Genomic DNA, 24,848 nt, shown 5'->3' on the forward strand with positions numbered 1-24,848 from the left:
AAGATGAAAAGGCACCATCATGGGTCTTCAGGCAATCTTTTTCTACCTTTTCGCCTTTGTCGCGATTGCGTCGGCGTTCATGGTTATTTCGTCACGCAATCCGGTTCATTCGGTTTTGTTCCTCATCCTCACCTTCGTCAACGCGGCTGGTCTGTTCATGCTGACGGGCGCCGAGTTCCTGGCGATGATCCTGCTGGTCGTCTATGTCGGCGCGGTTGCAGTGCTCTTCCTGTTCGTGGTGATGATGCTGGACATCGACTTCACGGAATTGAGGGCAGGGGCTTCGAAACATGGTCCCCTCGCGGCCTTGATCGGTGCCATCGTTGCAGCTGAACTGATCTTCGTGATCGGCGGCTCGGTCATCTCGCCTGCTGCTAAGCAGGCGATCACCATGCCGATCCCGGCACTGGCGGACCGTCAGAACACGGCGGCGCTCGGCGATGTGCTCTATACCAATTATGTCTTCTTCTTCCAAATTGCCGGCCTTGTGCTGCTGGTGGCCATGATCGGCGCCATCGTGCTGACGCTACGTCACCGCCAGCACATCAAGCGGCAGAATATTGCACACCAGGTTGCACGTGGACCGGCGACTGCCATCAAGGTGGTCAAGGTCAAGCCCGGCCAGGGCATCTGAGCTGAAGGCAAGGGATCTCAAGGAAACGAACAATGGAAATCGGACTTTCCCATTATCTCACCGTCAGCGCGATCCTGTTCATGCTGGGCGTCTTCGGTATCTTCCTGAACCGAAAGAACATCATCGTTATCCTGATGTCGGTGGAACTCATTCTTCTGGCGGTCAACGTCAACATGGTGGCCTTCTCGTCATTCCTCAATGACATCGTCGGCCAGGTTTTCGCGCTGTTTATCCTGACCGTCGCGGCTGCGGAAGCCGCGATCGGCCTTGCTATCCTCGTTGTCTTCTACCGCAACCGCGGATCGATCGCCGTTGAAGACGTCAACATGATGAAGGGCTGATACGGCTATGCTATTGTATAAGACAATCGTCTTTCTTCCGCTGCTTGGCGCGCTCATCGCCGGCCTGTTCGGTCGCCAGATCGGCGCCAAGGCATCGGAATTCATCACCACCGGCTTCATGGTGCTGACGGCGGCCCTGTCCTGGTACGTGTTCATCTCGGTTGGCTTCGGTCATTCTGAGCTGATCAAGGTTCCTGTGCTGCGCTGGATTCAGGTCGGCGGCATCGATGTCGAATGGGCGTTGAGGATCGACACGCTGACGGCGGTCATGCTGGTGGTGGTCAACAGCGTCTCGACGCTGGTGCATCTCTATTCCATCGGCTACATGCATCACGATCCGCATCGTCCTCGCTTTTTCAGCTATCTGTCGCTGTTTACCTTTGCAATGTTGATGCTGGTCACGTCAGACAATCTCCTGCAGATGTTCTTCGGCTGGGAAGGCGTCGGTCTGGCCTCTTACCTGCTGATCGGTTTCTGGTTCAAGAAACCTTCGGCAACGGCTGCTGCCATGAAAGCCTTCATCGTCAACCGTGTCGGCGACTTTGGCTTTATTCTCGGCATCGCCACGCTGTTCGTGCTGTTTGGCTCGATCAATTTCGAGACGATCTTCGCTTCGGCTCAGACATATCTGCCAGCCGAAGGCGCACCTGCCGGTGACGCTGTCATCAATCTGTTCGGTATGCATCTCGACAAGGGCCATGCGGTAACCGCAGCCTGCCTGCTGCTGTTCATGGGCGCCATGGGTAAGTCGGCGCAATTCTTGCTGCATACCTGGCTGCCGGATGCGATGGAGGGGCCGACACCGGTTTCGGCTCTGATCCACGCGGCAACCATGGTCACCGCTGGTGTCTTCCTCGTTGCCCGCATGTCGCCAGTCTTCGAATTGTCGCCGGATGCCCTGACTGTCGTCACCATCGTCGGTGCGATCACGGCCTTCTTCGCGGCCACCGTCGGTCTCGTGCAGAACGACATCAAGCGGGTGATTGCCTATTCGACCTGCTCGCAGCTTGGCTACATGTTCGTGGCGCTTGGCGTCGGTGCTTATGGCGCGGCTATTTTCCACCTGTTCACGCACGCATTCTTCAAGGCCCTGTTGTTCCTTGGTGCCGGTTCGGTCATTCATGCTGTGGATGGCGAGCAGGACATGCGTCACATGGGGGGCTTACGCAAGCATATCCCAGTGACCTTCTGGGCGATGACCATCGGCAATCTGGCGCTGACAGGTGTTGGCATTCCGGGAACGATGATCGGTACGGCAGGCTTCTTCTCCAAGGATGCGATTATCGAATCCTCCTTTGCCGCTGGCACAGGCGTTTCAACCTTTGCCTTCGTGCTTCTGGTCATTGCCGCCCTGTTCACCAGCTTCTATTCCTGGCGCCTGGCGTTCATGACCTTCTTCGGCAAGCCGCGCGCCTCGCACGAAGTCATGCATCATGTGCATGAATCGCCTCAGGTCATGCTGGTGCCGCTTTACCTTCTGACCGCAGGAGCCTTGTTCGCTGGCTTTATCTTCCATGACTATTTCTTTGGCGAAGCCTATGCCGAGTTCTGGAAGGGTGCATTGTTTACCGGTGCGCATAATGAAGTCCTCCATGAGGTTCATCACGTTCCGACCTGGGTCAAGCTCAGCCCGTTTGTTGCCATGCTCGTCGGCCTGGTTACGGCTTGGTACATGTATATCAAGTCGCCGGAAACGCCGAAGAAACTGGCGCAAAGCCAGTGGCTTCTCTACCAATTCCTGCTCAACAAGTGGTATTTCGACGAGCTTTATGACTTCCTCTTCGTACGGTCGGCCAAGGCGCTTGGACGGTTCCTGTGGAAGAAGGGCGATGTCGCCACCATTGATGCCTACGGCCCGAACGGCGTTGCCGCCGGGGTCGCAGGTCTGACGCAGCGGGTTGTCCGGCTGCAATCCGGCTATCTCTACCACTATGCGTTCGCAATGCTGCTCGGAATTGCAGCGCTTATTACCTGGATGATGCTCGGGAGTTCGATCTGATGACCGATTGGCCAATTCTTTCAACGGTCACCTTTCTGCCGCTGGTCGGGGTTGCCCTGCTGCTGCTGATGAATGGCGACACTCCATCCGGACGCCGGAACGTTCTCAACATTTCGTTGTTGACGACGGTTGCGACCTTCATTGTCTCGCTTTTCATCTGGATCGGCTTCGATAACGCCAATCCAGGCTTCCAGATGGTGGAAAATCATCCCTGGCTCGGCACCGGCATTGCCTATCACCTCGGCGTCGATGGCATTTCCATGCTGTTCGTGGTGTTGACGGCGTTCCTCATGCCGTTCTGCGTGCTCGCCAGCTGGACCTCGGTCCAGAAGCGGATCAAGGAATACATGATCGCCTTCCTCATTCTTGAAGTGATGATGGTCGGCGTGTTCGTGTCGCTGGATATCGTGCTGTTCTACGTGTTCTTCGAAGCGGGCCTGATCCCGATGTTCATCATCATCGGTGTCTGGGGTGGTAAGGACCGCGTCTATGCGTCCTACAAGTTCTTCCTCTATACGCTGCTTGGCTCCGTGTTGATGATGCTGGCGATTATGGCAATGTACTGGGATGCCGGCACGACCGATATCGCAGCGCTTCTCGCTCATAAATTCCCGCCGCATCTGCAGACGGTGCTATGGCTGGCCTTCTTCGCTTCCTTCGCGGTGAAGATGCCGATGTGGCCTGTCCACACCTGGCTTCCCGATGCGCACGTCCAGGCGCCGACCGCTGGTTCGGTCATTCTGGCGGGGATCATGCTGAAGCTCGGTGGTTATGGGTTCATTCGCTTTTCGCTGGCGATGTTCCCGCTTGCCTCCGACTATTTCGCACCAGCGGTCTTTGCGCTCTCCGTTATCGCCATCATCTACACTTCGCTTGTGGCGCTGATGCAGGAGGATATGAAGAAGCTAATCGCCTATTCCTCCATTGCTCATATGGGCTATGTGACGATTGGTATCTTTGCTGCCAATACCCAAGGCTTGCAGGGTGCGGTTTTCCAGATGATCAGCCACGGCTTTGTCTCAGGCGCGCTGTTTCTCTGCGTCGGCGTGATCTATGATCGCATGCATACCCGCGAAATCGTCGCCTATGGCGGTCTCGCCAACAACATGCCGAAATACGCGCTGGCCTTTATGATCTTCACCATGGCCAATGTCGGCCTGCCTGGCACCTCGGGCTTTATCGGCGAATTCCTGACGCTGATCGGTGCGTTCCGCGCCAATAGCTGGGTGGCGTTGTTTGCCGCCACCGGCGTTATCCTGTCGGCGGCCTACGCGCTCTGGCTTTATCGCCGGGTCGTTTTCGGGGCGCTGGACAAGGAGAGTCTGAAAGCGCTTCTCGATCTGTCCTTCCGCGAAAAGGTCACGCTTTATCCGTTGATCGCGCTTACCATCCTGTTCGGTGTCTATCCGGCCCCGATCTTCGACGTGACGACGGCTTCGGTGGATGCGCTTTTGAATAACTACACCGCTGCTCTGCAGGCTGCGCAAAATGTTGCGCTCCTGGTGAACTGACGACAGGATCATTGGACATGAATGCTGAAACTCTCCTTGCAAGCCTGCATCTCGCCACGCCGGAGCTTCTGCTTGCGGTTGGCGCGCTGGTATTGCTGATGATCGGCGTGTTCACCAACAAGACCTCGTTGGTGACGGGCCTGGCGGTGGCGCTTCTGGCCGCTGCCTGCGCGTGGATCCTGTTGATGCCCGCCGATGGCGTCGCCTTCGGCGGTGCCTATATCTCTGACGGCTATGCCCGTTTCATGAAGGTCCTGGCCCTGATTGGCTCCATCACCACGATGGTGATGGCGTTCGGTCAGGCACGCGCCAACGATCTCGACAAGTTCGAGTTTCCGGTCTTGCTGGTGCTGGCGACCCTCGGCATTCTCTTGATGATCTCGGCCAATAGCCTGATCTCTCTTTATATGTCGCTGGAACTCCAGTCTCTGGCGCTCTACGTCATCGCCGCCATGAACCGCGACAGCGCGCGGTCTTCGGAAGCTGGCCTGAAATATTTCGTGCTTGGTGCCCTGTCGTCGGGCATGTTGCTCTACGGCATGTCTCTGGTCTACGGCTTCACCGGCAATGTCGAGTTCGACAAGATCGCTGCCGTCCTGGCCGCTGGTCACACCAATCTCGGACTTATTTTCGGTCTGGTCTTCGTGCTGGCCGGTCTCGCCTTCAAGATTTCCGCCGTTCCCTTTCATATGTGGACACCGGATGTTTACGAAGGCGCGCCGACCCCCGTCACGGCCTTTCTTGCTGCCGCCCCAAAGGTTGGCGCCATGGCGATCCTGGTGCGCATCGTTATCGACGCCTTCCAGCCGATCACCGCCGAATGGCAGCAGATCGTCGTGTTCATCGCGATTGCCTCCATGGTTCTGGGCTCGGTCGCCGCCATCGGCCAGCGCAATATCAAGCGCCTGATGGCCTATTCCTCCATTGGTCATATGGGTTACGCTCTGGTCGGCCTGGCCGCTGGCTCCAAGCAGGGCATTGAGGGCGTTCTGCTCTATATGCTGATCTACCTGATTATGAATCTCGGTACCTTCGCCTGCATCATGGCGATGCGGACCAAGGAGGGCGAAGCGCTTGAAACAGTGGATGATCTGGCTGGTCTGTCGCAGACCCGTCCGTTCATGGCCTTCGTTCTGACGGCACTGATGTTCTCGTTGGCCGGTATTCCGCCGCTCGCGGGCTTCTTCGGGAAGTATTTCGTCTTCCTGGCGGCTATCGAGGCCCATCTCTATGCCCTGGCGATCATCGGTGTTCTGGCCTCGGTTATCGGCGCCTACTACTACCTGCGCCTCGTCAAGGTCATGTGGTTCGACGATGCCAAGATCGAGTTTGCCGCGACGTCTGGCACGTTGCGGGTGGTCTTTGGCCTGTCCGGTCTGTTCGTCATTGCCTATGTGTTGATCGGTGGTCCGATCGGCAGTGCGGCGTCGGCAGCGGCAGCGACCTTGTTCCGTTGAGCGACTATTCCACCCATCGTCGGAAGGCGCTCGACGCCTTCCGACATATTGCGCTGGACGAGGTGGATTCCACCAACCAGCAATGCCTGATCAGGGCCCGTGACGGTGATCCGGGTGATCTCTGGATCACGGCCAACCGCCAGACAGGCGGCCGGGGTCGTCGTGGCAGGCCTTGGGCCTCGGAGCCCGGCAATCTCTATAGCTCTCTTTTATTGATCGATCCGGCGCCGTTGGCCGATCTGGCTTCGCTTCCCCTGGCCGTGGCCGTGGCCGTGCATGATGCGATTGGCGTCGTGTTGCCGCCGGGTGCGCCGCCTTTGGAAATCAAATGGCCGAATGACGTGCTGATCGGTCGTGCCAAGACCTCCGGCATTCTGCTGGAAGCCGAGCGGACGCCGGATGGCCGCAACGCCCTGGTCATCGGTATCGGCATCAATCTTGGTTTCAAGCCCACGGAAACGCCGTATCCCACGGCTTCCCTCGCCGAGCATGGCGCAGCCGTTACACCTGATGAGCTTTTCACGCATCTTTTTGCCGCCATGGCCGATGCCCTGGCGCTTTGGGATCGCGGACGCGGCGTCAAGGCAGTGATGCAGCGCTGGCGGCAGGTGGCGTGTGGGATCGGCGAGAAAATCACCGTCAATCTCCCGGATCGGTCGATTTCCGGTGTGTTTTCAGGAATCGATGATAAAGGGATATTATTGCTCGACCGGGGCTCGCTAGGCATCACGCCAGTTGCGGCGGGAGATGTGTTTTTCGAGCCGAATGGGCCAAGGAAAGAATGACAAAGACAGACGAACTGGTATTTCTGCCGCTGGGCGGCGTAGGTGAAATTGGCATGAACCTGGCGCTTTACGGCTTTGGCCCGCCGAAGAACCGGGAATGGATCATGGTGGACTGCGGCGTGACCTTCCCTGGTCCCGATCTGCCGGGCGTGGATCTGGTGTTGCCTGACATCCGCTTCGTTCTCTCGCAGAAAAACCGGCTCAAGGCTATCTTCATCACCCACGCGCATGAAGATCATTATGGCGGATTGAACGATATCTGGCCGGGCCTGAATGTACCGGTCTATGCCTCGGGTTTTACCGCCGGCATGCTGGAAGCCAAGCGCAATTATGAGGGAACCCGGGCTGAAATTCCGGTAACGCCCTTCAAGCCAGGCGACAAGGTCCATGTCGGCCCCTTCGTTGTCGAGGCTTCGGATGTCAATCACTCGATTCCCGAGCCGATGTCGCTGATTATTCGCACGCCGCTTGGCAATGTCATCCATACCGGTGACTGGAAGATCGACCATGCGCCGTCGCTTGGCCCGCTGACCGATGAGGCGCGGTTCCGTGCTCTCGGCGACGAGGGCGTGCTGGCTGTCATGTGCGATAGCACCAACGCGATGCGCGAGGGCGTTTCTCCCTCCGAGCAGGAAGTCTCGGAAGGATTGCGCAAAATCATCAAGACGGCGGAAGGGCGCGTGGCAATTACCACGTTTTCGTCCAATGTCGGACGTATCCGCTCGATTGCCAAGGCGGCCGAGGCTGCTGGGCGCGAAGTGCTGCTTCTGGGCAGTTCCTTGAAGCGGGTCGTCGGTGTGGCGCGCGATGTCGGTTTGATGGAAGGCGTGCAGCCTTTTATTGCCGAGGACGAATATGGCTATATTCCCCGCGACAAGGTTGTGGTGATCCTGACCGGCAGCCAAGGTGAGTCGCGCGCGGCACTTGCCAAGTTGTCACGCGATGAAATGCGCAATGTGGCGCTGACCAAAGGCGACACGGTGGTATTCTCGTCTCGCGCTATTCCGGGCAATGAAAAGCCGATCAACGATATCAAGAATGGTCTGATCGAGCAGGGCGTAACCATCGTTACCGATAGCGACGCGCTGGTGCATGTCTCCGGCCATCCACGTCGCAACGAGCTTTTGCAGATGTACCAATGGACGCGCCCGCAAATTCTTGTCCCTGTTCATGGCGAGGCGGCTCACCTGACGGCGCAGCAGAAACTGGCTCTGGAAGCCGGGATTGCGCAGGTGCCGAAAGTGCGCAATGGCGACATTCTGCGGCTGGCGCCTGGTCCTGCCGAAGTCATCGGTGAAGCGCCGTATGGCCGGGTCTTCAAGGATGGCAAGCTGCTGGGCGATTTCGAGCAGATGGGCATTGGTGAGCGGCGTAAGCTGTCTTTTGCAGGCCATGTCTCGGTCAGCGTCCTCCTGGACGAACGCTTTGAGTTCCGCGACGATCCGGAAGTGGTTGCCCATGGCCTGCCAGCGGAAGATCTGGAAGGCGATGACATGGAGGATATTCTCTATGACGCCGTGCTGAGCGCCGTCGAGAGCATTCCGCGCACCCGACGCAAGGATCTTGGCGCTCTGCGTGAAAGTATCCGTCGCGCTGTGCGCTCCACCGCCAATGAGTGTTGGGGCAAGAAGCCGGTCGTTACGGTTTTTGTGACCAAGGTCTGATTGCCGGAGCCCGAATAGGTCAGCTATAAACAGACATGGAGCGCCATTCATCTCGTGATAATGGTGCTCCATGTGCGCAGATATGGGAGAAGGGTATGCTGGGCCGGGTCAACCATATCGCCATCGCCGTGCCAGATCTTGGCTCTGCGGTGGAGACTTACGCTGACACGCTTGGCGCGACGGTTTCCGCTGCTCAAGCCTTGCCGGAGCATGGTGTGACGGTGGTTTTTGTCGAACTGCCAAATACCAAGGTCGAGCTGCTGGCACCGCTGGGCGAACATTCTCCGATCAAAGCCTTTCTCGAGAAATCACCCAATGGTGGCATGCACCATATTTGCTATGAGGTCGATGATATTTATGCCGCGCGAGACCGCCTGATTTCCAAAGGCGCTCGCGTTTTGGGAGATGGCGAACCGAAAATCGGCGCGCATGGCAAGCCGGTTCTTTTTCTGCATCCCAAGGATTTTACTGGGACATTGATCGAACTCGAGCAACTCTAAGCAATCCCCGACTCTTTGACGGTTCTGTTTCAATGAATTTTTGGAATGCGGGCAATGACCTTTATTTCAAAATCGAAACCGGCAAGCCAGGTGACGCCAACAGCCGTCCAGTTCGGATAGGGTGCGCGGTGAAAGAACTCCTGCTTGACAGGCATGATGATTGCAAACTGCTGTTCGGGGTCCGTGTGAAACGTCGTTACATCGACGATATCCTCCAAGCCGCATCCCGCAGCACCCAAGACAGCCCTAAGATTTTCAAAAGCCAGTTGGACTTGACGCTTGAAATCAGGCTCGGGTGTTCCATCGTCACGGCTGCCGACCTGACCTGAGACAAACAACAGGTCACCGGAGCGGATGGCGGCGGAATAACCGTGTTCTTCGTAAAGAGCATGTCGGTTGGCAGGAAAGATTGCTTCGCGTTCAGCCATTTTTTCTCTTCTCTGTATTATCGGATAAAAATGCGAGTGGGTCTGCGCGATGCTTCGCACTGAAACCGGTATTTCGTATACGGTTCGTATGCGAAATACCGGTATACGAACCGTATGTCAAATTCACATGCATTTCGTATGTGAAATGAGGTCTAAATGATAAAGTCCCGACAAGAAACGATGCAGGAAAACCGCGTCAAGTTGATCGCGGCTGGACGAAAAGCCTTTGCTGAAAAGGGCTATTCGGCGGCGTCCATGGACGAGTTGACCGCCCATGCGGGGCTGACGCGCGGTGCGCTGTATCATAACTTTGGCGACAAGCGCGGTCTGCTGGCGGCGGTTGTCGACCAGATCGATTCGGAAATGGCCGCGCGCGCCCAGCAAATCGGTTCTCATGCCGCGACGGACTGGCAGCGCCTGCTGGCTGAGGGTGTGGCCTATATCGAAATGGCAATGGAGCCAGAGGTGCAGCGCATCGTGTTACTTGACGGCCCCGCAGTGTTGGGTGACCCCTCCCAATGGCCAAGCCAGAACACCTGTCTTCAAATAACCCGCCGGGCTTTGGAGAGCCTTATTGCTCAGGAAGTCCTAAAGCCGGTTGATGCGGAAGCCGCAGCACGGCTCCTGAGTGGGGCCGCCCTTGATGCGGCACTTTGGATTGCGGCCAGCGACGATCCGGAAAATGTCTTGCCAAAGGCAGTCGAGGCTTTCCGCGCCATGGCTGAAGGCCTGCTTCGCAATCCGCTTTGATTGGTTGGCCCACACTGCCGGATTGAAGAACCACGGTGTGAAAGGCGCAACTGATAGGCTCGGGTTTTCCCCAGAACCGGTTTTCACTTTTCGGTCCGATGCTGTAGATTGCGTTCTTGCGACTGTGTTCGGGGTGCATTTCGGGGAGGAAAAGTGATGTCCTGGGTTACCGGTGGAGCGATCTATTTCATTCTCTGGTGGGTTACGCTGTTTGCAGTCCTGCCCTTTGGAGTGCGGACGCAGGACGAAGAAAGCGACATTGTTCCAGGCACTGTGGCCAGCGCCCCAGCAGGCTTCCGCTTCTGGCGGGTGATGGGCACCACGACGATTGTTGCCGCCGTCATCTTTTTTGGCTGGAATTTCGTGTCGGGCTATTTCGGCTTCAGTTTTTCCGATCTGCCGCACGTCATGCCTGATATTCGCTAAGCCCCGTTATTCGCAAAGCAATGGGTGTGTCCTGTAAGCGGACACACCATATGGGCAAAAAAAAACAAGGCCCGAAGACCTTGTTATTGAAATGTCGCGTGACCTTTCACCAATTAAGGGGCTGCGAATGACCGCGCCTAAGATCTGATCCTCCCAAGACTTTAACCGCGAAATCGGCAGAAATTTAAGCTTTCTGCCTGTTTTGTGAGCGTAAACTAGCTCAACAAGGCAGACTTGTCATCAACTTTTTGCATTTTTGTTACAGCTTTCTAAAAAAAGAAAATGAGCTGGAAATTTTTGCTGATTTGTCAATATTTTGACATGGTTGAGCTGTGAGCGAATGCCCAGGCGAGAGTGATTTGCTCCTATTTTGGAGCAGAGTCTCGGTTGTTTGGTCAGCTGTTCAGTCATGGGCCAACCAGAGCAAGCCCATCTTCAAGATGTCTCTGCATGAGGCAGGTTGGGCCGCGGGCCTTGTTATCCTTCGCCGCCGTGAACAAAAGGACGGGGCGGGTTTTCTTCCGCGTGCGAAACGGTTAGAAGGCTTCAAGAAAAACCAGATATATGGCTGATTCCGCACGACAGGCGGCTCGCCTAACCAATGGAAGTCGGTATGCGTCTCTCCCGTTATTTTTTGCCCATCCTGAAGGAAAATCCCAAGGAAGCGGAAATCGTTTCTCATCGGCTGATGCTGCGCACCGGCATGATCCGGCAGCAGTCGCAGGGCATCTACTCCTGGCTGCCGCTGGGCAAGCGCGTGCTGGACAAGGTCAATGCGATCATTCGTCAGGAGCAAAACCGGGCAGGGGCAGTGGAATTGCTGATGCCGACGCTGCAATCGGCGGAGCTTTGGCAGGAAAGCGGTCGCTACGACGACTATGGCAAGGAAATGCTGCGGATCAAGGATCGCCAGGACCGGCCCATGCTGTACGGTCCCACCAATGAGGAAATGGTCACGGACATCTTCCGGTCCTATGTAAAGTCCTACAAGAGCCTGCCGTTGAACCTCTATCACATACAATTGAAATTCCGTGATGAGATCAGGCCGCGCTTCGGCACGATGCGGTCGCGCGAATTTCTGATGAAAGACGCCTATTCCTTCGATCTGACGAAGGAAGCCGCCATTCACTCCTATAACAAGATGTTTACCGCCTATCTCAGGACCTTCGACCAGCTTGGTCTGCGGGCCATTCCGATGCGCGCCGATACCGGCCCGATCGGCGGTAATCACAGCCATGAATTCATCATTCTCGCCGATACCGGTGAATCGGAAGTGTTCTGTCACAAGAGCTTCTTGGATCGCGCCATTCCGGCTGCCGATACCGATTTTGATGATGTTGCTGGCCTTCAGGCGATTTTTGACGACTGGACGTCAAACTATGCCGCCACATCCGAAATGCATGATGAGGCGGCTTACGGCGCCATGCCCGATGATGCGAAGATTTCCGCGCGTGGTATCGAGGTCGGTCATATCTTCTATTTCGGCACCAAATATTCCGAGCCGATGGGCGCCAAGGTGCAGGGACCTGACGGTAAGGAACATCTTGTCCACATGGGATCCTACGGTATCGGTCCGACCCGCCTTGTTCCGGCCATTATCGAAGCTTCCCATGATGAAAATGGCATTATCTGGCCGGCTTCAGTCGCGCCGTTCGATGCTATCATCATCAACATGAAGGCTGGGGATGCCGGTTGCGATGGCGCATGCGACACCGTGTACGGGGCGCTGACCAAGGCCGGCAAGGATGTTCTTCTCGACGATACCGATGATCGCGCCGGTGCGAAATTCGCACTCGCGGATTTGATCGGCGTTCCCTACCAGGTGATCGTCGGTCCGAGGTCGGTCGCCAATGGCGAAGTCGAGCTGAAGAACCGTAAAACCGGCGAGCGTGAAACCATGACCATCGAGGCCGCCATCAACCGTCTTGCCGGTTGAGCGACGCCAGGAGGCAAGATTGAGCAGTGAAACCGGAAGCTCTGCGGCAGGCGATACCGCAGTGCCGTCATCCGCAAAGCCGTTTTCCGCATTCGAGCGCATGGTGGCCTGGCGCTACCTGCGCGCTCGGCGCAAGGAGGCGGTGATTTCGGTCATTGCCGGCTTTTCCTTCGTCGGCATTATGCTAGGGGTTGCGACCCTGATCATCGTCATGGCTGTCATGAACGGTTTTCGGACCGAGTTGATTTCTCGTATCCTCGGCATAAACGGGCATATGATCGTTCAGCCGGTCGATAGTCCCTTCACCGACTTTGCCGATCTTGCCAAGAAATTCTCCGCCGTGCCCGGGGTCACCATGGCGCTGCCGTTGGTCGAGGGGCAGACTCTGGCCTCCGGCAAGGGCGGGGCTGGAACGGGTGCGCTGGTGCGCGGCATCCGCCCCGACGACCTGTTGAAGCTCAAGGAAGTAGCGGCAAATATCAAGACCGGCGACATGGTTGGCTTCACGTCCGGCCAAGGCGTGCTGATTGGTTCGCGCATGGCCAACGATCTCGGCTTGCAGGCGGGCGATTCCATCACCCTGGTCTCGCCAGAGGGGGACGTGACGCCGATGGGTGTCAACCCGCGGGTCAAATCCTACAAGATTTCCGGTACGTTTGAGATCGGCATGTCGGAATATGATTCTTCGATTATCTATATGCCGCTTGAAGAATCGCAGCTCTATTTCAACGCGGAAGGCGTGGTGCAATCCATCGAATTGTTTGTCACCAATCCTGACGACATCGATGAACTCCGTCCCAAGGTCGAGGCGGCAGCGGGTCGGCAGGTGTTTATCAGCGATTGGCGCCAGCGCAACCAGACCTTCTTCTCCGCCTTGCAGGTGGAGCGCAATGTGATGTTCATGATCCTGACATTGATCGTCATCGTCGCGGCGCTGAACATCATCTCCGGCCTGATCATGCTGGTAAAGGACAAGAGCAGCGATATCGCCATTCTGAAGACCATGGGCGCCAGTTCAAGTTCGATCCTTCGGATCTTCTTCATGACAGGTGCGGCCATCGGCATCGCTGGCACATTCGCAGGCGTGGGACTGGGCGTGCTGGTCTGTCTGAACATCGAATCGATCCGGAATTTCTTCTCCTGGGTCTCCGGTACTGTGTTGTTTGATCCGCAACTCTATTTCCTCAGCAAATTGCCAGCGGATATGAGCTTTGGTGAAACGGTTTCGGTGATTATCATGTCGCTGACCCTGTCCTTTATCGCCACCATCTTTCCGGCATGGCGGGCGGCCCGGCTCGATCCCGTGCAAGCCCTGCGTTACGAATAAGGAACAGCGGATCCATGGCGAACAACCCTGTTCTTGAAATTTCGGAGGTCTCGCGCACCTATGGGGAAGGCGAAACCAAGCTTTCGATTCTGAAAGGTGCCGGACTAAAATTATACGAAGGCGAAACCGTCGCTCTGGTTGCTCCTTCGGGCACGGGCAAGTCCACCCTGCTGCATATTGCCGGGTTGCTGGAACATCCGACCGATGGCGACGTGCTGATTGGCGGCACCCGTTGCAATGAATTGTCCGAGGAAGGCCGCACGGCCATGCGCCGCACCAGCATTGGCTTCGTCTATCAGTTCCATCACCTGTTGCCGGAGTTTTCGGCGCTTGAAAATATCATGATGCCGCAGATGATCGCGGGCCTGAGCATTCCGGAAGCCAGCAAGCGCGCCAAGGCTTTGCTCGATTACATGCGCATCGGTCATCGCGGCGACCACCGGCCCGCCGAGCTTTCCGGCGGCGAACAGCAGCGCGTGGCCATTGCCCGGGCTGTCGCCAATGCACCGCTATTGCTGCTTGCGGACGAGCCGACCGGCAATCTCGATCCGGAAACCGCGGCTTACGTGTTTTCCGCCCTGGAAGCGCTGGTGCGCCAGTCTGGCCTTGCGGCGTTGATCGCCACCCATAATCATGAACTCGCCCGGCGGATGGACCGCTGCGTCACGCTTCAGGACGGCAGAATCGTCGATTTCGATTTGTAATTGCCCACGGGTCTGGAAAGAACTTTTTACATTAGAGATATCAAAGCCCGTCGATCACTTTATCGGCGGGCTTTTCGTATGGTGCATAGAGTTTGTCAGAGAAAAATGGAAACCGGTTTCGGCAGACAAATGATTGGAAAAATTTCTGTTGACGAACAAACAAAAGGAGAACAAAGTGAATACATAACCAGACAGGAGTGAGCTATGAGTGACATTCTGCATGACATCGCCGCATTCGCATCGCTGGCTGTTTTTATCGCCAGCTTGTCTGTTCTGGCGTTGGCTTTTTGAAATGCCGGGCATCGTCTTGGCGCGATCTGACCTGGATGGGCCTGCCAAAGGCACACGTCGCTTTAAGGGGATAGGTGGCAGTGAGGCTGCATGTCTTCTGGACATGGCAGGCCAAACCTAGGACAATAACCTCCATACAGCGCCGTGCGTTTTGTTAAATGCACATCGGACGCGGTAACACTTTCATCTGCTGCATTGCTTTTTCCTTGGGCCGATTTCGGTTTAACGAGAAGTTTTATGGCGGCGGTCTTCAGTGTGTAGCGGCGACAAGCAAGCAGGATGGATGCAATGAGTAATATGGGCGCAAGCGGACAGGCTGTAGTGAAGGCGGGTCCAGGTTTCGTCCATTTGAGAGTGCATTCCGCCTATTCGCTGCTGGAAGGTGCGCTGCCGCTGAAGAAGATCCTGAGCAAGGTTGCGTCTGACCAGCAACCGGCCATTGCCATTACCGATACCAATAACCTGTTCATCGCTCTGGAATTTTCCCAGAAGGCGCTCGGCGATGGCTTGCAGCCGATCATTGGCTGTCAATTGTCCATCGATATGGAAGACGCCAGTGAGGAAAAGCGGGGCAATAGCTCTCTTGCCAAATATCCCGCCATCGTTCTTCTGGCTGCCGATCCGGCGGGTTACGAGCGGTTGGTGGACCTCGTCAGTCGTGCCTATCTTCAAGGCGACAATAATCAATCCGTGCATATCACCGCATCCTGGCTGGAAGAGATCGGCACGGATGGCCTGATCGCCCTGACGGGTGCATCAGGCGGTCCGGTCGATCTGCCGTTGAAGGACGGCCATCACGCCCAGGCGCTGTCGCGGCTTCAGACGCTCAAATCCCTGTTCGGTGATCGGCTTTATCTCGAATTGCAGCGCCACCAAGGCTATGACCGGGTGCATGAAAGCCGGATGATCGCGCTGGCTTATGATCACGACATTCCATTGGTTGCCACCAATGAGGCCTTCTTTCCCAGCCGTGACGATTATGATGCCCATGACGCGCTGATGGCGGTTGCCCATAATGCCATCGTGTCCGACGACCGCCGGTTTCGCCTGACACCGGATCATTATCTGAAAAGTCGCAAGGAAATGCAGGCCTTGTTTAAGGATCTGCCGGAAGCGCTTGAAAACACGGTGGAGATTGCCAGCCGCTGTTCTTTCGTTCTCGATACCCGCAATCCTATATTGCCGCGCTTTACCGGTGGCAGTGACGATCCGGAAGAGGCCGAGCGCGCTGAAGCCGGGGAGTTACGCCGTCAAGCTATCGAGGGATTGGACGACCGGCTGGCGAAGCTTGGCATGGCGCCAGGCTACGAGGAAAAGGAATATCGAGACCGGCTGGATTTCGAACTCGGCGTCATTGAGCGGATGAAATTTCCCGGCTACTTCCTGATCGTTGCCGACTTCATCAAATGGGCCAAGAGCCAGGACATTCCAGTTGGCCCCGGCCGTGGTTCCGGTGCGGGTTCGCTGGTTGCCTATGCCCTGACCATTACCGATGTCGATCCGCTGCGGTTCTCCCTGCTGTTCGAACGCTTCCTCAATCCTGAGCGCGTCTCGATGCCCGACTTCGACATCGACTTCTGCCAGGATCGCCGTGAAGAGGTGATCCGTTATGTGCAGCGCAAATATGGGCGCGAACAGGTGGCGCAGATCATCACCTTCGGGTCGCTCCAGGCCCGTGCAGCCTTGCGTGACGTTGGCCGGGTGCTGGAAATGCCCTATGGGCAGGTCGACAGGATCTGCAAGCTGGTGCCGAACAATCCGGCCAATCCGACCCCCTTGTCCAAGGCGATTGAAGAAGAGCCAAAGTTTCAGGAGGAGGCGGAGAAGGAACCGGTCGTCGCCCGTCTGCTGGATATCGCCCAGAAGATCGAGGGGCTTTATCGCCACGCCTCCACCCATGCCGCCGGTATTGTTATCGGTGACCGCCCGCTGTCCAAGCTGGTGCCGATGTATCGCGATCCGCGTTCGGATATGCCGGTCACCCAGTTCAACATGAAATGGGTGGAACAGGCCGGGCTGGTCAAGTTCGACTTTCTCGGATTGAAGACGCTGACGGTGCTGAAAACCGCTGTGGATTTCTGCCGGCTGCGCGATATCGAGATCGATCTGGCGACCATTCCGCTGGACGACGAAAAAACCTATCAAATGCTGTCACGCGGTGAGACCGTCGGTGTGTTCCAGGTGGAAAGTGCCGGCATGCGCAAGGCGCTGATCGGCATGCGGCCCGACTGTATCGAGGATATTATCGCGCTAGTGGCGCTTTATCGCCCTGGCCCGATGGAAAATATTCCGGTCTACAATGCCCGCAAGCATGGCGAGGAGGAGATCGAATCGATCCATCCGACCATCGATTACCTGCTGAAGGAAACCCAGGGGGTTATCGTCTATCAGGAGCAGGTCATGCAGGTGGCCCAGGTTCTGTCGGGCTATTCGCTCGGTGAAGCGGATCTTCTGCGCCGCGCCATGGGTAAGAAGATCAAGGAGGAAATGGATAAGCAGCGCGCCCGTTTCGTCGATGGTGCGGTGAAGAATGGGGTCTCAAAGCCCCAGGCCGACAACATTTTCGACCTGTTGGCAAAGTTTGCCAATTACGGCTTCAACAAATCCCACGCTGCCGCCTATGCCATTGTCTCCTACCAGACCGCCTATATGAAGGCGCATTATCCGGTGGAGTTTCTGGCCGCGTCGATGACACTCGATATGGCCAATACCGAAAAACTGGTGGATTTTCGCCAGGACGCCGGGCGTCTCGGTATTGAGGTGGTGCCGCCCTCGGTGCAGACGTCTTTCCGGCACTTCCAGACCGGTCCGAACAGGATTTACTATTCATTGGCCGCCTTGAAGGGCGTCGGTGATGCAGCCGTCGAGCATATCGTGGCGGTCCGCGCCGATACGCCCTTTGCCGATCTGGAGGATTTTTGTCTGCGGATCGACCCGAAGCAGATCAATCGCCGGGTGTTTGAAAGCCTGATTTTTGCCGGTGCCTTCGATTGCTTTGGCCGCGATCGTCCCGAACTGTTGGCTGGCATGGACCGGATCATCGGCTATGCGCAGCGCGCCCAGGAAAATGCCGTCAGCGGCCAGTCGGATATGTTCGGCTCTGGCGGCGCCACAGGGCCGGAACGGATTTCCTTTCCGACCTATACGCCCTGGCTGCCATCTGAAAAGCTGATGCGGGAGTTTCAGGTTCTGGGTTTCTATCTGTCGGCTCATCCGCTCGACACCTATAAACCGCTGCTGGAAAAGATGCGCGTGCAGAATTTCGCTGACTTTTCCGGCGCTGTGCGCCAGGGTGCGACGGCTGGCCGGCTGGCTGGGACGGTGATTTCAAAGCAGGAGCGCAAGACGCGAACCGGAAACAAAATGGGCATCGTTACCTTCTCGGATGCCACTGGCCAGTTCGAGGCGGTGCTGTTTTCGGAAGGCTTGAACCAGTATCGCGACCTGCTCGAATCGGGCAAGTCATTGGTGATCACGGTTGCTGCCGAAGAACGACCGGAAGGCATTGGTCTTCGTATCCAGACGGCGCAATCTCTGGAAGAGAAATCCTTGCAGATGCAAAAGACGCTGCGCGTCTATCTGCGCGATTCCGGCCCCTTGCGGGCGCTGGCCGCCCATCTCAACACCAAGGGCGATGGACTGGTTTCCTTCGTCGTGATCAAGGAGGATGGCCGCCGCGAAATCGAGGTCGAACTCAATCAACGTTTCCGCATCACGCCCGAAATTGCCGCCGCCATGCGGTCCGCGCCGGGCGTGGTGGATGTTGAATTGGTATAGGCACCTTTGTGGCGTCGCTCTCGCAAAACTGCGGCACGGGCTCAGACCACGCGGATTATTTCGGCATTGCCGTTATCCCGGCAGGTAGGTGATGAAGTCAGTGCCGTCAACCGTATCCTGGCCTAGTCCATGGTCGGTAATCGTCATCACGGTGCCTGTCGTCATGGTCGTTTCAATACGCTCGCGGATGTCGTCCGGGATGTGAATGCGATTGAGAACCGTATCCAACCCATTGGGGGCGGTTGGTTGAGGCTTGCCAATGATGACAATCGACGAATTTGAGACCGCCGGAGCCGGCTCAAGGCTGGTTACCTGCCAATCGACCGTTCCATGGGCACTCTCTATGTTCGCCGCGAAAAAATGCGTGCCAAGTGGTTTTTCCGGCTGGTCGATGACAATAGGCGCGTCGAAGACCGGCTTGAATGCCTGGCGCACATAGATTTGGCCAGTGGGTGGCATCGGCTTGCCAGCGCTTTGATAGAGAGCGCTCAGGAATGTCGGCGTAATAAGGGGCCCCTTCAGGGGCAGACCTTTCCACCGTTTGAAGCCCTGGATGGCGGTCCGTGTTAGAGGACCGGCATGACCATCATGACCGCCGGTCTCAAATCCCATGTCTTGCAAGATAAGTTGGGCGTCATGAATGGTTTCGGTTTCACCCCGGAAGGTGATTAACAGGCTCAAAGGTGGTTGTCCGGCAATCGCGGGCTGGGGTTTGGGGCGGGGCAGATCGGCCATTGCCACTTCCACCGGTTCTGTGCTGCTGGTGCCATCCGTACCGCGCAGTCGGGCGTCAGACAGGATCTGTGGACCTTGCTGTTGTTGCACCGGGCTGAACAGAAACGGATGCTCGATAGGAACTGGCGTGACCGGAGCGTCGCTGATCAGCACATGCGCACCCAGCCGGGTCATGCCGTAGAGCTCACGGGCAAATTGGCCTGGCAGGCGCACGCAGCCATGCGAGGCTGGCCGGCTTGGCACACTGTTTGATTCATGCAAGGCAACGCCGGACCAGGTGATGCGTTGCATCCAGGGCATGGGCGCATTCGAATAGAGGTTGGATTCGTGATATTTCGCCTTCTGGATGATCGAGAAGATGCCTGATGGCGTCGTATGACCTTCCTTACCGGTCGAAACCTTCGAAGAGGCGACGATCCGTTCTCCATCATAGACCGTGAGAGATTGCGTCTGTTTCGACACGATGATTTGCAATACGCTGCCGTCTCTGGCTGAGGCCTGCGATAGGGTCGCGCTCAACGCAAGCACGGAAGCGGACAGGAACATCGAACGAAACATGGTGCGGACCGTCATGGTGCCCTCATTATGCAAACCGGGAAAAACTGGGCCTTCAAAAGGTCGCCTGATCATGTAAGCAACGATGTGCCGAGAAATCAGTTGGTAAACGCCTATACCGCCGTGCGTTTTATAAAACGCACAAAGGGTGCAGTCGCGTGCGGGCCGAATCCTAAAATAAACGTCGATCTTTAACGATTGCTTACCCGGCATGGCCGCTCACACAAAGTTGACGGGCAATGCTTTGATAGTGGCTATTTTTTAGTGCTGCCGAAGGTGAAGCCGGTTTCGACCATGCCCTTGCCGAATTTCATCCGCAATTGGTCCATGGCGGCTTCCGCCTTGGCGCGGCGGGCGGCGTCTGGATCGACCAGATCCGGTGGGTCGGCCAGATTTGGATCGGCAAAATCGCTGACGCCGATACCGATCAGCCGAAATTTTGTGCCATCGGCTTCCTTCTCCAGCAATTGCAGGCCCGTGCGAAAGATCCGGTCGGCGAGCTGGGTGGGGTCGTCCAAGCGACGATTGCGGGTGCGCAGTTTGAAATCGGCGCTCTTCAGCTTCAAGATAACAGTGTGTCCAGCCAGTTCCTGCTTTTTCAAGCGCCATGCGACTTTCTCCGAGAGCTTGCGCAGATGGGGAACAAGGTCTTCCCGGCGGGAAATATCGTCAAAGAACGTGGTTTCAGCGGAGACGCTTTTAGCCGCGTCATTGATATGAACATCCCGGTCGTCGATGCCTTTTGATAGCCGGGCCAGTCGTTGGCCCATGCTGCCATAGCGCCGGATCAGGTCGCTTTCCTGCATGGTTTGCAATTGCCCGATGGTGCGAATGCCGTCTTTTTCCAAGGTGGCGGCGAAGGCCTTGCCGACGCCCCAGATCGTGGTGACAGGGCGGGGCGCCAGAAAATCCAGCGCTTCAGCCTCGCCGATGACCGAAAATCCCCGTGGTTTTTGCAGGTCGGACGCCACTTTCGCCAGAAATTTACAATAGGAGAGACCAACGGAAACGGTGATGCCGATCTCGCTTTCGATACGCCGGGCAAGCCGTGCCAGCACAAGGGCGGGTGGCGCGTGGTGCAGGGTTTCTGTGCCTTTCAATTCCAAAAAGGCCTCATCAATGGACAGGGGTTGCACCAGAGGGGTCAGTTCCTCCATCATCGCCCGCACTTGCCGTCCGACGCGGGAATATTTTTCCATATTCGGCGGAATGACCACCGCGTCAGGGCAGGCTTCCAGCGCCTTGAACATCGGCATGGCCGAGCGCACGCCATGGATGCGGGCCACATAACAGGCGGTGGAAACCACGCCGCGCTTACCGCCGCCAATGATCAATGGCTTGTCGATCAGGTCTGGATTGTCGCGCTTTTCAACCGAGGCATAAAAGGCGTCGCAATCGATATGGGCCAATGTCAGCTTGAACAGTTCAGGGTGATAGACGAGGCGAGGGCTGCCGCAAGCCGTGCATCTCCGCTTGCCTTCCGCCTGTAGCGAAAGGCAATCACGACAAAAGCCGGAACGGAGTGGCGGCGCAGCAGACATGGGCGAGAACATAAGTTGAACATCGCCACCATAAGCCGGGTTTTCAAGGCCTGCAAGTGGATACCCTGCCAATCCCCAATCCCCAATCCCCAATCCCCGAAAATGTAAAAGACGGGAGTGGATCAGATCCGCGCCTGGAAATGGCGGAGAACGCGCTCGCTGGCATCGTGCCAATCGTTTGCACGCAGTACATGGGGGCCAGGCGGCGGCGCGTGGCGATGAATTTCTGACTGCGGCCCGATTTGCACCAGCAGGCAGTCCGGCGCATGCTCTCCCACGGAATGGAGATTGTGGGCCATGTCATCCATGAAGGCGAAGGGCAGGGGCCGGTCTCCATGCAGGGCTTTCACGACTGGCCCCTTTGGGCTTTCCGTGGCCAACAGCGGGAAATCCAGCCCTAGCCGATCCAGCAGACGGCGTCGCTGGGCGGTAAAGGCGGGGGGCATGGCTGTCAGAAAGACAATATCGGCAATCTTGCCGATGCGTTGCAGCACGGCCACGGCATCGCCAAACGGGGTTTGCCACTCTTCCTGCTTTTCGAAAAATGTCAGCAGCAGATTCGTGACGATCTGATCTTCCAGCGCAAGCTGATCCTTGGCTGACACGATATTGCCATGCAGTCGGAACGATTTCGGCAAGAGACGATGGCCCAGGCTGTCGAGATAGGCCTCGAAGGGCACCAGGAATTCCAGCACGACGTCATCGACATCGCTGATCAGCAACGGCCGGTCCACTAGACGAACATGGTTGAAGTCAACGATCTCACCCATCAGATTTCACCGGAATCAAGTGCAGGCCGAACATAGACGTGATAGGCTGCAATAACATCTTCCGGTCGGGTCTGTGTGGCGGAGCAGAATTCCAGCAAGGTCGGCTCATGCTGCATGAGAAACTCCAGAAGTCCGGCTAGAAATTCCGGGTCATTGACGGCCAGACGCAATTGCTTAGGCTCCAGACCTGTCAGGGACAGAAAGCGTCCCAGCATGTCCGGCTCACTCGCCAGCCAACCCAGCACGGCAATCGCCGTTTGTTCGGCATGCTCTGCTGAAACCGTCTTGATCGTCACTTTGTTTCGCACAGTCTAGGCCCATTTCAGTTTGTTTCGTCCGGCAGCTCGTTCCACCCGGTCAACTCGCTTAAATCGGTTGTTATTTTTGGTTTATCACGGTTAAATTGTCTTGACTGACTTGTGTCGCAATGTGCCGGGGAATTACCTATTTCTCAACCAAATCGCGCTAAATTCTATTTCACAAAAGAATGAATCTTTATGTCTGTTACTCCTGTCATCCACCATGGAGGGCGGGAAAGCAAGGATTGAAAATGCCGAAAAAGGTCATGATCGTTGAAGATAACGAGCTGAACATGAAACTGTTTCGTGATCTGATCGAAGCGTCGGGCTATGCGACTATCCAGACCCGTAACGGCATGGAAGCGCTGGAACTGGCACGCAAGCATCATCCCGATCTGATTCTGATGGACATACAGCTACCGGAAGTTTCCGGCCTGGAAGTGACCAAATGGCTGAAGCAGGATAGCGAGTTGCACGTCATTCCCGTGATCGCGGTCACTGCCTTTGCCATGAAGGGCGATGAAGAACGTATTCGCCAAGGTGGGTGTGAGGCCTATGTGTCGAAGCCGATTTCCGTGCCGAAATTTCTGGAAACGATCAAGACCTATCTGGGAGACGCCTGAGGCGCAGGTAGCGCGGGCGTCTTAACCCCATAGCAGATCGTCGTGAGACCTGGGCAAATGCCTGAAGGACCGTGGCGCTCAGAATTTTATATGAAACGCCAGTCTGCCGGGTTGGCGCAATGTCCATGCAGAGCCGGTAGCGCGTGCGCGCCAGGCTTGCTTCAAGGGGTGATGGCTGATGACAGCCCGTATTCTGGTTGTTGATGATGTTCCTGCCAATGTGAAGCTGCTGGAAACACGGCTGCTGGCGGAATATTTTGAGGTATTGACGGCCGAAGACGGATTGAAGGCTCTGGATATCTGCGACCGCACCCAGGTGGACGTCGTTCTTCTCGATGTCATGATGCCAGGCATTGATGGTTTTGAAGTTTGCGAGCGGCTGAAATCCAGCCCGCGCACGGCCCATATTCCCGTGGTGATGGTCACGGCACTGGACCAGCCTTCGGACCGGGTGAGGGGATTGAAGGCTGGCGCTGACGATTTTCTGACCAAGCCGGTTAACGATCTACAACTGATCTCCCGGGTCAAAAGCCTGGTACGGTTGAAAACTCTCTCCGATGAATTGCGCATCCGCGCCGAGACGGCGCAGAAAATGGGCATAGACAGCAACCTTCATCTCGGGGACGGACGTATGGACGAGGTCGGCCAAGTCTTGCTGGTCGACAGCCGCGCCAGTTCGCAGGAGCGCATCATCAAGGCGTTGAAGCCTGTGGCTGATGTTGTTGCGATGTCCGACGCTCAGGCCGCGCTGTTTGAAGCGGCGGAAAGCAATTTCGACCTGGTGATCGTCAATGGCACGCTGGAGGATTACGATCCGCTGCGCCTGTGTTCGCAATTGCGGTCGCTGGAACGCACCCGATTCATTCCGATTTTGCTGATTGCCGACCAAGGCGAGGAACACTTGATCGTGCGGGCCTTGGATCTGGGCGTCAACGATTACATTGTCCGGCCGGTAGACACCAATGAACTGCTGGCGCGCACGCTGACCCAGCTGCGCCGCAAACGGTATAATGACAGGCTGCGCAGCAGCGTGCAGCAAACCATCGAACTGGCGGTGACTGACGATCTTACCGGCCTTCACAATCGGCGCTATCTCGATACTCATATCAAAGTGTTGTTTGAGCGATCCAGCCTGCGCAAACAGCCTCTTTCGGTATGTCTTGTCGATATCGATCGGTTCAAGCTGGTCAATGACACCTATGGCCATGAGGCGGGCGATGACGTTCTGCGGGAGTTTGCCGCTCGTATTCGCGCCACCGTGCGCGGCGCCGATCTTGCTTGCCGCTTTGGCGGTGAGGAATTCGTGGTCATCATGCCGGATACGTCGCAGGAGATGGCCGGCACGGTCGCTGAACGCCTGCGCGAGATGGTAGAGAAGAAACCGTTTCGGTTGCAATCTGGTGGCGAACTGAGTGTTACGGCATCGTTTGGCATCGCCACGGTGGGCGATGAGATCGCCACTCCGGAACACTTGCTAAGACAGGCCGACCGCGCGCTCTATCAGGCCAAAACCGAAGGCCGTAACAGGGTGGTGTTGGCAGCAGCCTAGGGCACCGTGTAGAAAATTGGAACCAGCGCGATGCTCTCCGTTTTTGTGTGTGCATCGGATGTATCCGAAAGCCCGTTTCCATTTTTCCGGTCCGAGCTGTAATACCAGGTCTCGAAGATGCTCACGCATCCTCGACTTGAACAAATTCAAAATATCACAAATGCGCCTTTGTATTTTGGTTCTCGCGGAGCTGGCTCTTCCGCGTCATCAAAAATTCATCTGCCGTGATTTTCCGTTACATGCAGG

Annotated in this window: 21 protein-coding genes; 16 read left to right on the top strand and 5 right to left on the bottom strand. The window is 56.6% G+C overall.

Going from position 1 to position 24,848, the window contains the following annotated elements; genetic code table 11:
- The first annotated feature begins 19 nt into the window (after positions 1-19).
- From G6L01_RS04895 to mce, 8 genes are all read left to right on the top strand, one after another.
- Positions 20-634 carry an NADH-quinone oxidoreductase subunit J gene (locus G6L01_RS04895; RefSeq protein ID WP_060715766.1) on the top strand — a complete coding sequence of 205 codons (615 nt, stop codon included), beginning with the start codon at positions 20-22 and terminating at the stop codon, positions 632-634.
- 32 nt (positions 635-666) lie between these two features.
- Entirely contained in the window at positions 667-975 is a 309-nt protein-coding gene (nuoK, locus tag G6L01_RS04900) for an NADH-quinone oxidoreductase subunit NuoK (RefSeq protein WP_015915659.1), read from the top strand.
- A gap of 7 nt (positions 976-982) precedes the next feature.
- The gene (nuoL, locus tag G6L01_RS04905) at positions 983-2,974 is read left to right on the top strand and encodes an NADH-quinone oxidoreductase subunit L (RefSeq protein ID WP_060715764.1); all 1,992 of its coding nucleotides are present in this window, start codon (positions 983-985) and stop codon (positions 2,972-2,974) included.
- On the top strand, positions 2,974-4,485 hold the full coding sequence (locus G6L01_RS04910; RefSeq protein ID WP_070167221.1) for an NADH-quinone oxidoreductase subunit M: 1,512 nt from the start codon (positions 2,974-2,976) through the stop codon (positions 4,483-4,485). Before nuoL ends, G6L01_RS04910 begins: the two co-directional genes overlap by 1 nt.
- Positions 4,486-4,502: 17 nt before the next feature.
- Positions 4,503-5,942: an NADH-quinone oxidoreductase subunit NuoN gene (gene nuoN, locus G6L01_RS04915; RefSeq protein WP_070167220.1), complete on the top strand. Its 1,440-nt coding sequence runs from the start codon at positions 4,503-4,505 to the stop codon at positions 5,940-5,942.
- Positions 5,939-6,727: a biotin--[acetyl-CoA-carboxylase] ligase gene (locus tag G6L01_RS04920; protein ID WP_070167219.1), complete on the top strand. Its 789-nt coding sequence runs from the start codon at positions 5,939-5,941 to the stop codon at positions 6,725-6,727. Before nuoN ends, G6L01_RS04920 begins: the two co-directional genes overlap by 4 nt.
- Positions 6,724-8,391 carry a ribonuclease J gene (locus G6L01_RS04925; protein WP_070167218.1) on the top strand — a complete coding sequence of 556 codons (1,668 nt, stop codon included), beginning with the start codon at positions 6,724-6,726 and terminating at the stop codon, positions 8,389-8,391. The genes G6L01_RS04920 and G6L01_RS04925 overlap by 4 nt, the downstream gene beginning before the upstream one ends.
- 95 nt (positions 8,392-8,486) lie before the next feature.
- Positions 8,487-8,891 carry a methylmalonyl-CoA epimerase gene (gene mce, locus G6L01_RS04930; RefSeq protein ID WP_070167217.1) on the top strand — a complete coding sequence of 135 codons (405 nt, stop codon included), beginning with the start codon at positions 8,487-8,489 and terminating at the stop codon, positions 8,889-8,891.
- A 29-nt stretch (positions 8,892-8,920) separates the two neighbouring features.
- Here the strand turns inward: mce and G6L01_RS04935 are convergent, their stop codons facing one another.
- Positions 8,921-9,319, bottom strand: coding sequence for a RidA family protein (locus tag G6L01_RS04935; RefSeq protein WP_070167216.1), 399 nt, complete (start codon positions 9,317-9,319; stop codon positions 8,921-8,923).
- A gap of 156 nt (positions 9,320-9,475) precedes the next feature.
- Here G6L01_RS04935 and G6L01_RS04940 point away from each other — a divergent pair, with 156 nt between their 5' ends.
- From G6L01_RS04940 to dnaE, 6 genes are all read left to right on the top strand, one after another.
- Positions 9,476-10,069, top strand: coding sequence for a TetR/AcrR family transcriptional regulator (locus tag G6L01_RS04940; protein ID WP_070167215.1), 594 nt, complete (start codon positions 9,476-9,478; stop codon positions 10,067-10,069).
- A gap of 156 nt (positions 10,070-10,225) precedes the next feature.
- On the top strand, positions 10,226-10,495 hold the full coding sequence (locus G6L01_RS04945) for a DUF1467 family protein (protein WP_060715757.1): 270 nt from the start codon (positions 10,226-10,228) through the stop codon (positions 10,493-10,495).
- 613 nt (positions 10,496-11,108) lie between these two features.
- Positions 11,109-12,431, top strand: a complete 1,323-nt coding sequence (gene proS, locus G6L01_RS04950; RefSeq protein WP_070167214.1) for a proline--tRNA ligase — start codon at positions 11,109-11,111, stop codon at positions 12,429-12,431.
- A gap of 19 nt (positions 12,432-12,450) precedes the next feature.
- The gene (locus tag G6L01_RS04955) at positions 12,451-13,758 is read left to right on the top strand and encodes a lipoprotein-releasing ABC transporter permease subunit (protein WP_015915670.1); all 1,308 of its coding nucleotides are present in this window, start codon (positions 12,451-12,453) and stop codon (positions 13,756-13,758) included.
- Between the two features lie 14 nt (positions 13,759-13,772).
- Positions 13,773-14,462, top strand: coding sequence for an ABC transporter ATP-binding protein (locus G6L01_RS04960; protein WP_015915671.1), 690 nt, complete (start codon positions 13,773-13,775; stop codon positions 14,460-14,462).
- A gap of 579 nt (positions 14,463-15,041) precedes the next feature.
- Positions 15,042-18,530, top strand: a complete 3,489-nt coding sequence (gene dnaE / locus G6L01_RS04965) for a DNA polymerase III subunit alpha (protein WP_070167213.1) — start codon at positions 15,042-15,044, stop codon at positions 18,528-18,530.
- A gap of 72 nt (positions 18,531-18,602) precedes the next feature.
- Here dnaE and G6L01_RS04970 read toward each other — a convergent pair whose 3' ends face one another.
- The 4 genes from G6L01_RS04970 to G6L01_RS04985 all read right to left on the bottom strand — a co-directional run bounded on the left by G6L01_RS04970 (position 18,603) and on the right by G6L01_RS04985 (position 22,346).
- The gene (locus G6L01_RS04970; RefSeq protein ID WP_070167212.1) at positions 18,603-19,838 is read right to left on the bottom strand and encodes a L,D-transpeptidase family protein; all 1,236 of its coding nucleotides are present in this window, start codon (positions 19,836-19,838) and stop codon (positions 18,603-18,605) included.
- A gap of 236 nt (positions 19,839-20,074) precedes the next feature.
- Positions 20,075-21,361, bottom strand: a complete 1,287-nt coding sequence (locus tag G6L01_RS04975; protein WP_070167274.1) for a DNA polymerase IV — start codon at positions 21,359-21,361, stop codon at positions 20,075-20,077.
- 122 nt (positions 21,362-21,483) lie between these two features.
- Complete coding sequence (locus G6L01_RS04980) at positions 21,484-22,131, bottom strand: hypothetical protein (RefSeq protein ID WP_070167211.1); 648 nt, start codon at positions 22,129-22,131, stop codon at positions 21,484-21,486.
- Positions 22,131-22,346 (bottom strand): DUF3572 domain-containing protein, encoded by a 216-nt coding sequence (locus tag G6L01_RS04985; RefSeq protein ID WP_234891992.1) that lies wholly within the window; start codon positions 22,344-22,346, stop codon positions 22,131-22,133. The genes G6L01_RS04980 and G6L01_RS04985 overlap by 1 nt, the downstream gene beginning before the upstream one ends.
- Positions 22,347-22,681: 335 nt before the next feature.
- Here G6L01_RS04985 and G6L01_RS04990 point away from each other — a divergent pair, with 335 nt between their 5' ends.
- Both G6L01_RS04990 and G6L01_RS04995 read left to right on the top strand, forming a co-directional pair.
- Complete coding sequence (locus tag G6L01_RS04990; protein ID WP_015915677.1) at positions 22,682-23,053, top strand: response regulator; 372 nt, start codon at positions 22,682-22,684, stop codon at positions 23,051-23,053.
- Between the two features lie 178 nt (positions 23,054-23,231).
- Positions 23,232-24,602: a PleD family two-component system response regulator gene (locus G6L01_RS04995; RefSeq protein WP_070167209.1), complete on the top strand. Its 1,371-nt coding sequence runs from the start codon at positions 23,232-23,234 to the stop codon at positions 24,600-24,602.
- The last annotated feature ends 246 nt before the right edge of the window (positions 24,603-24,848 follow it).

Source organism: Agrobacterium vitis (assembly GCF_013337045.2).
GTDB classification, from domain to species: Bacteria; Pseudomonadota; Alphaproteobacteria; order Rhizobiales; family Rhizobiaceae; genus Allorhizobium; species Allorhizobium vitis_B.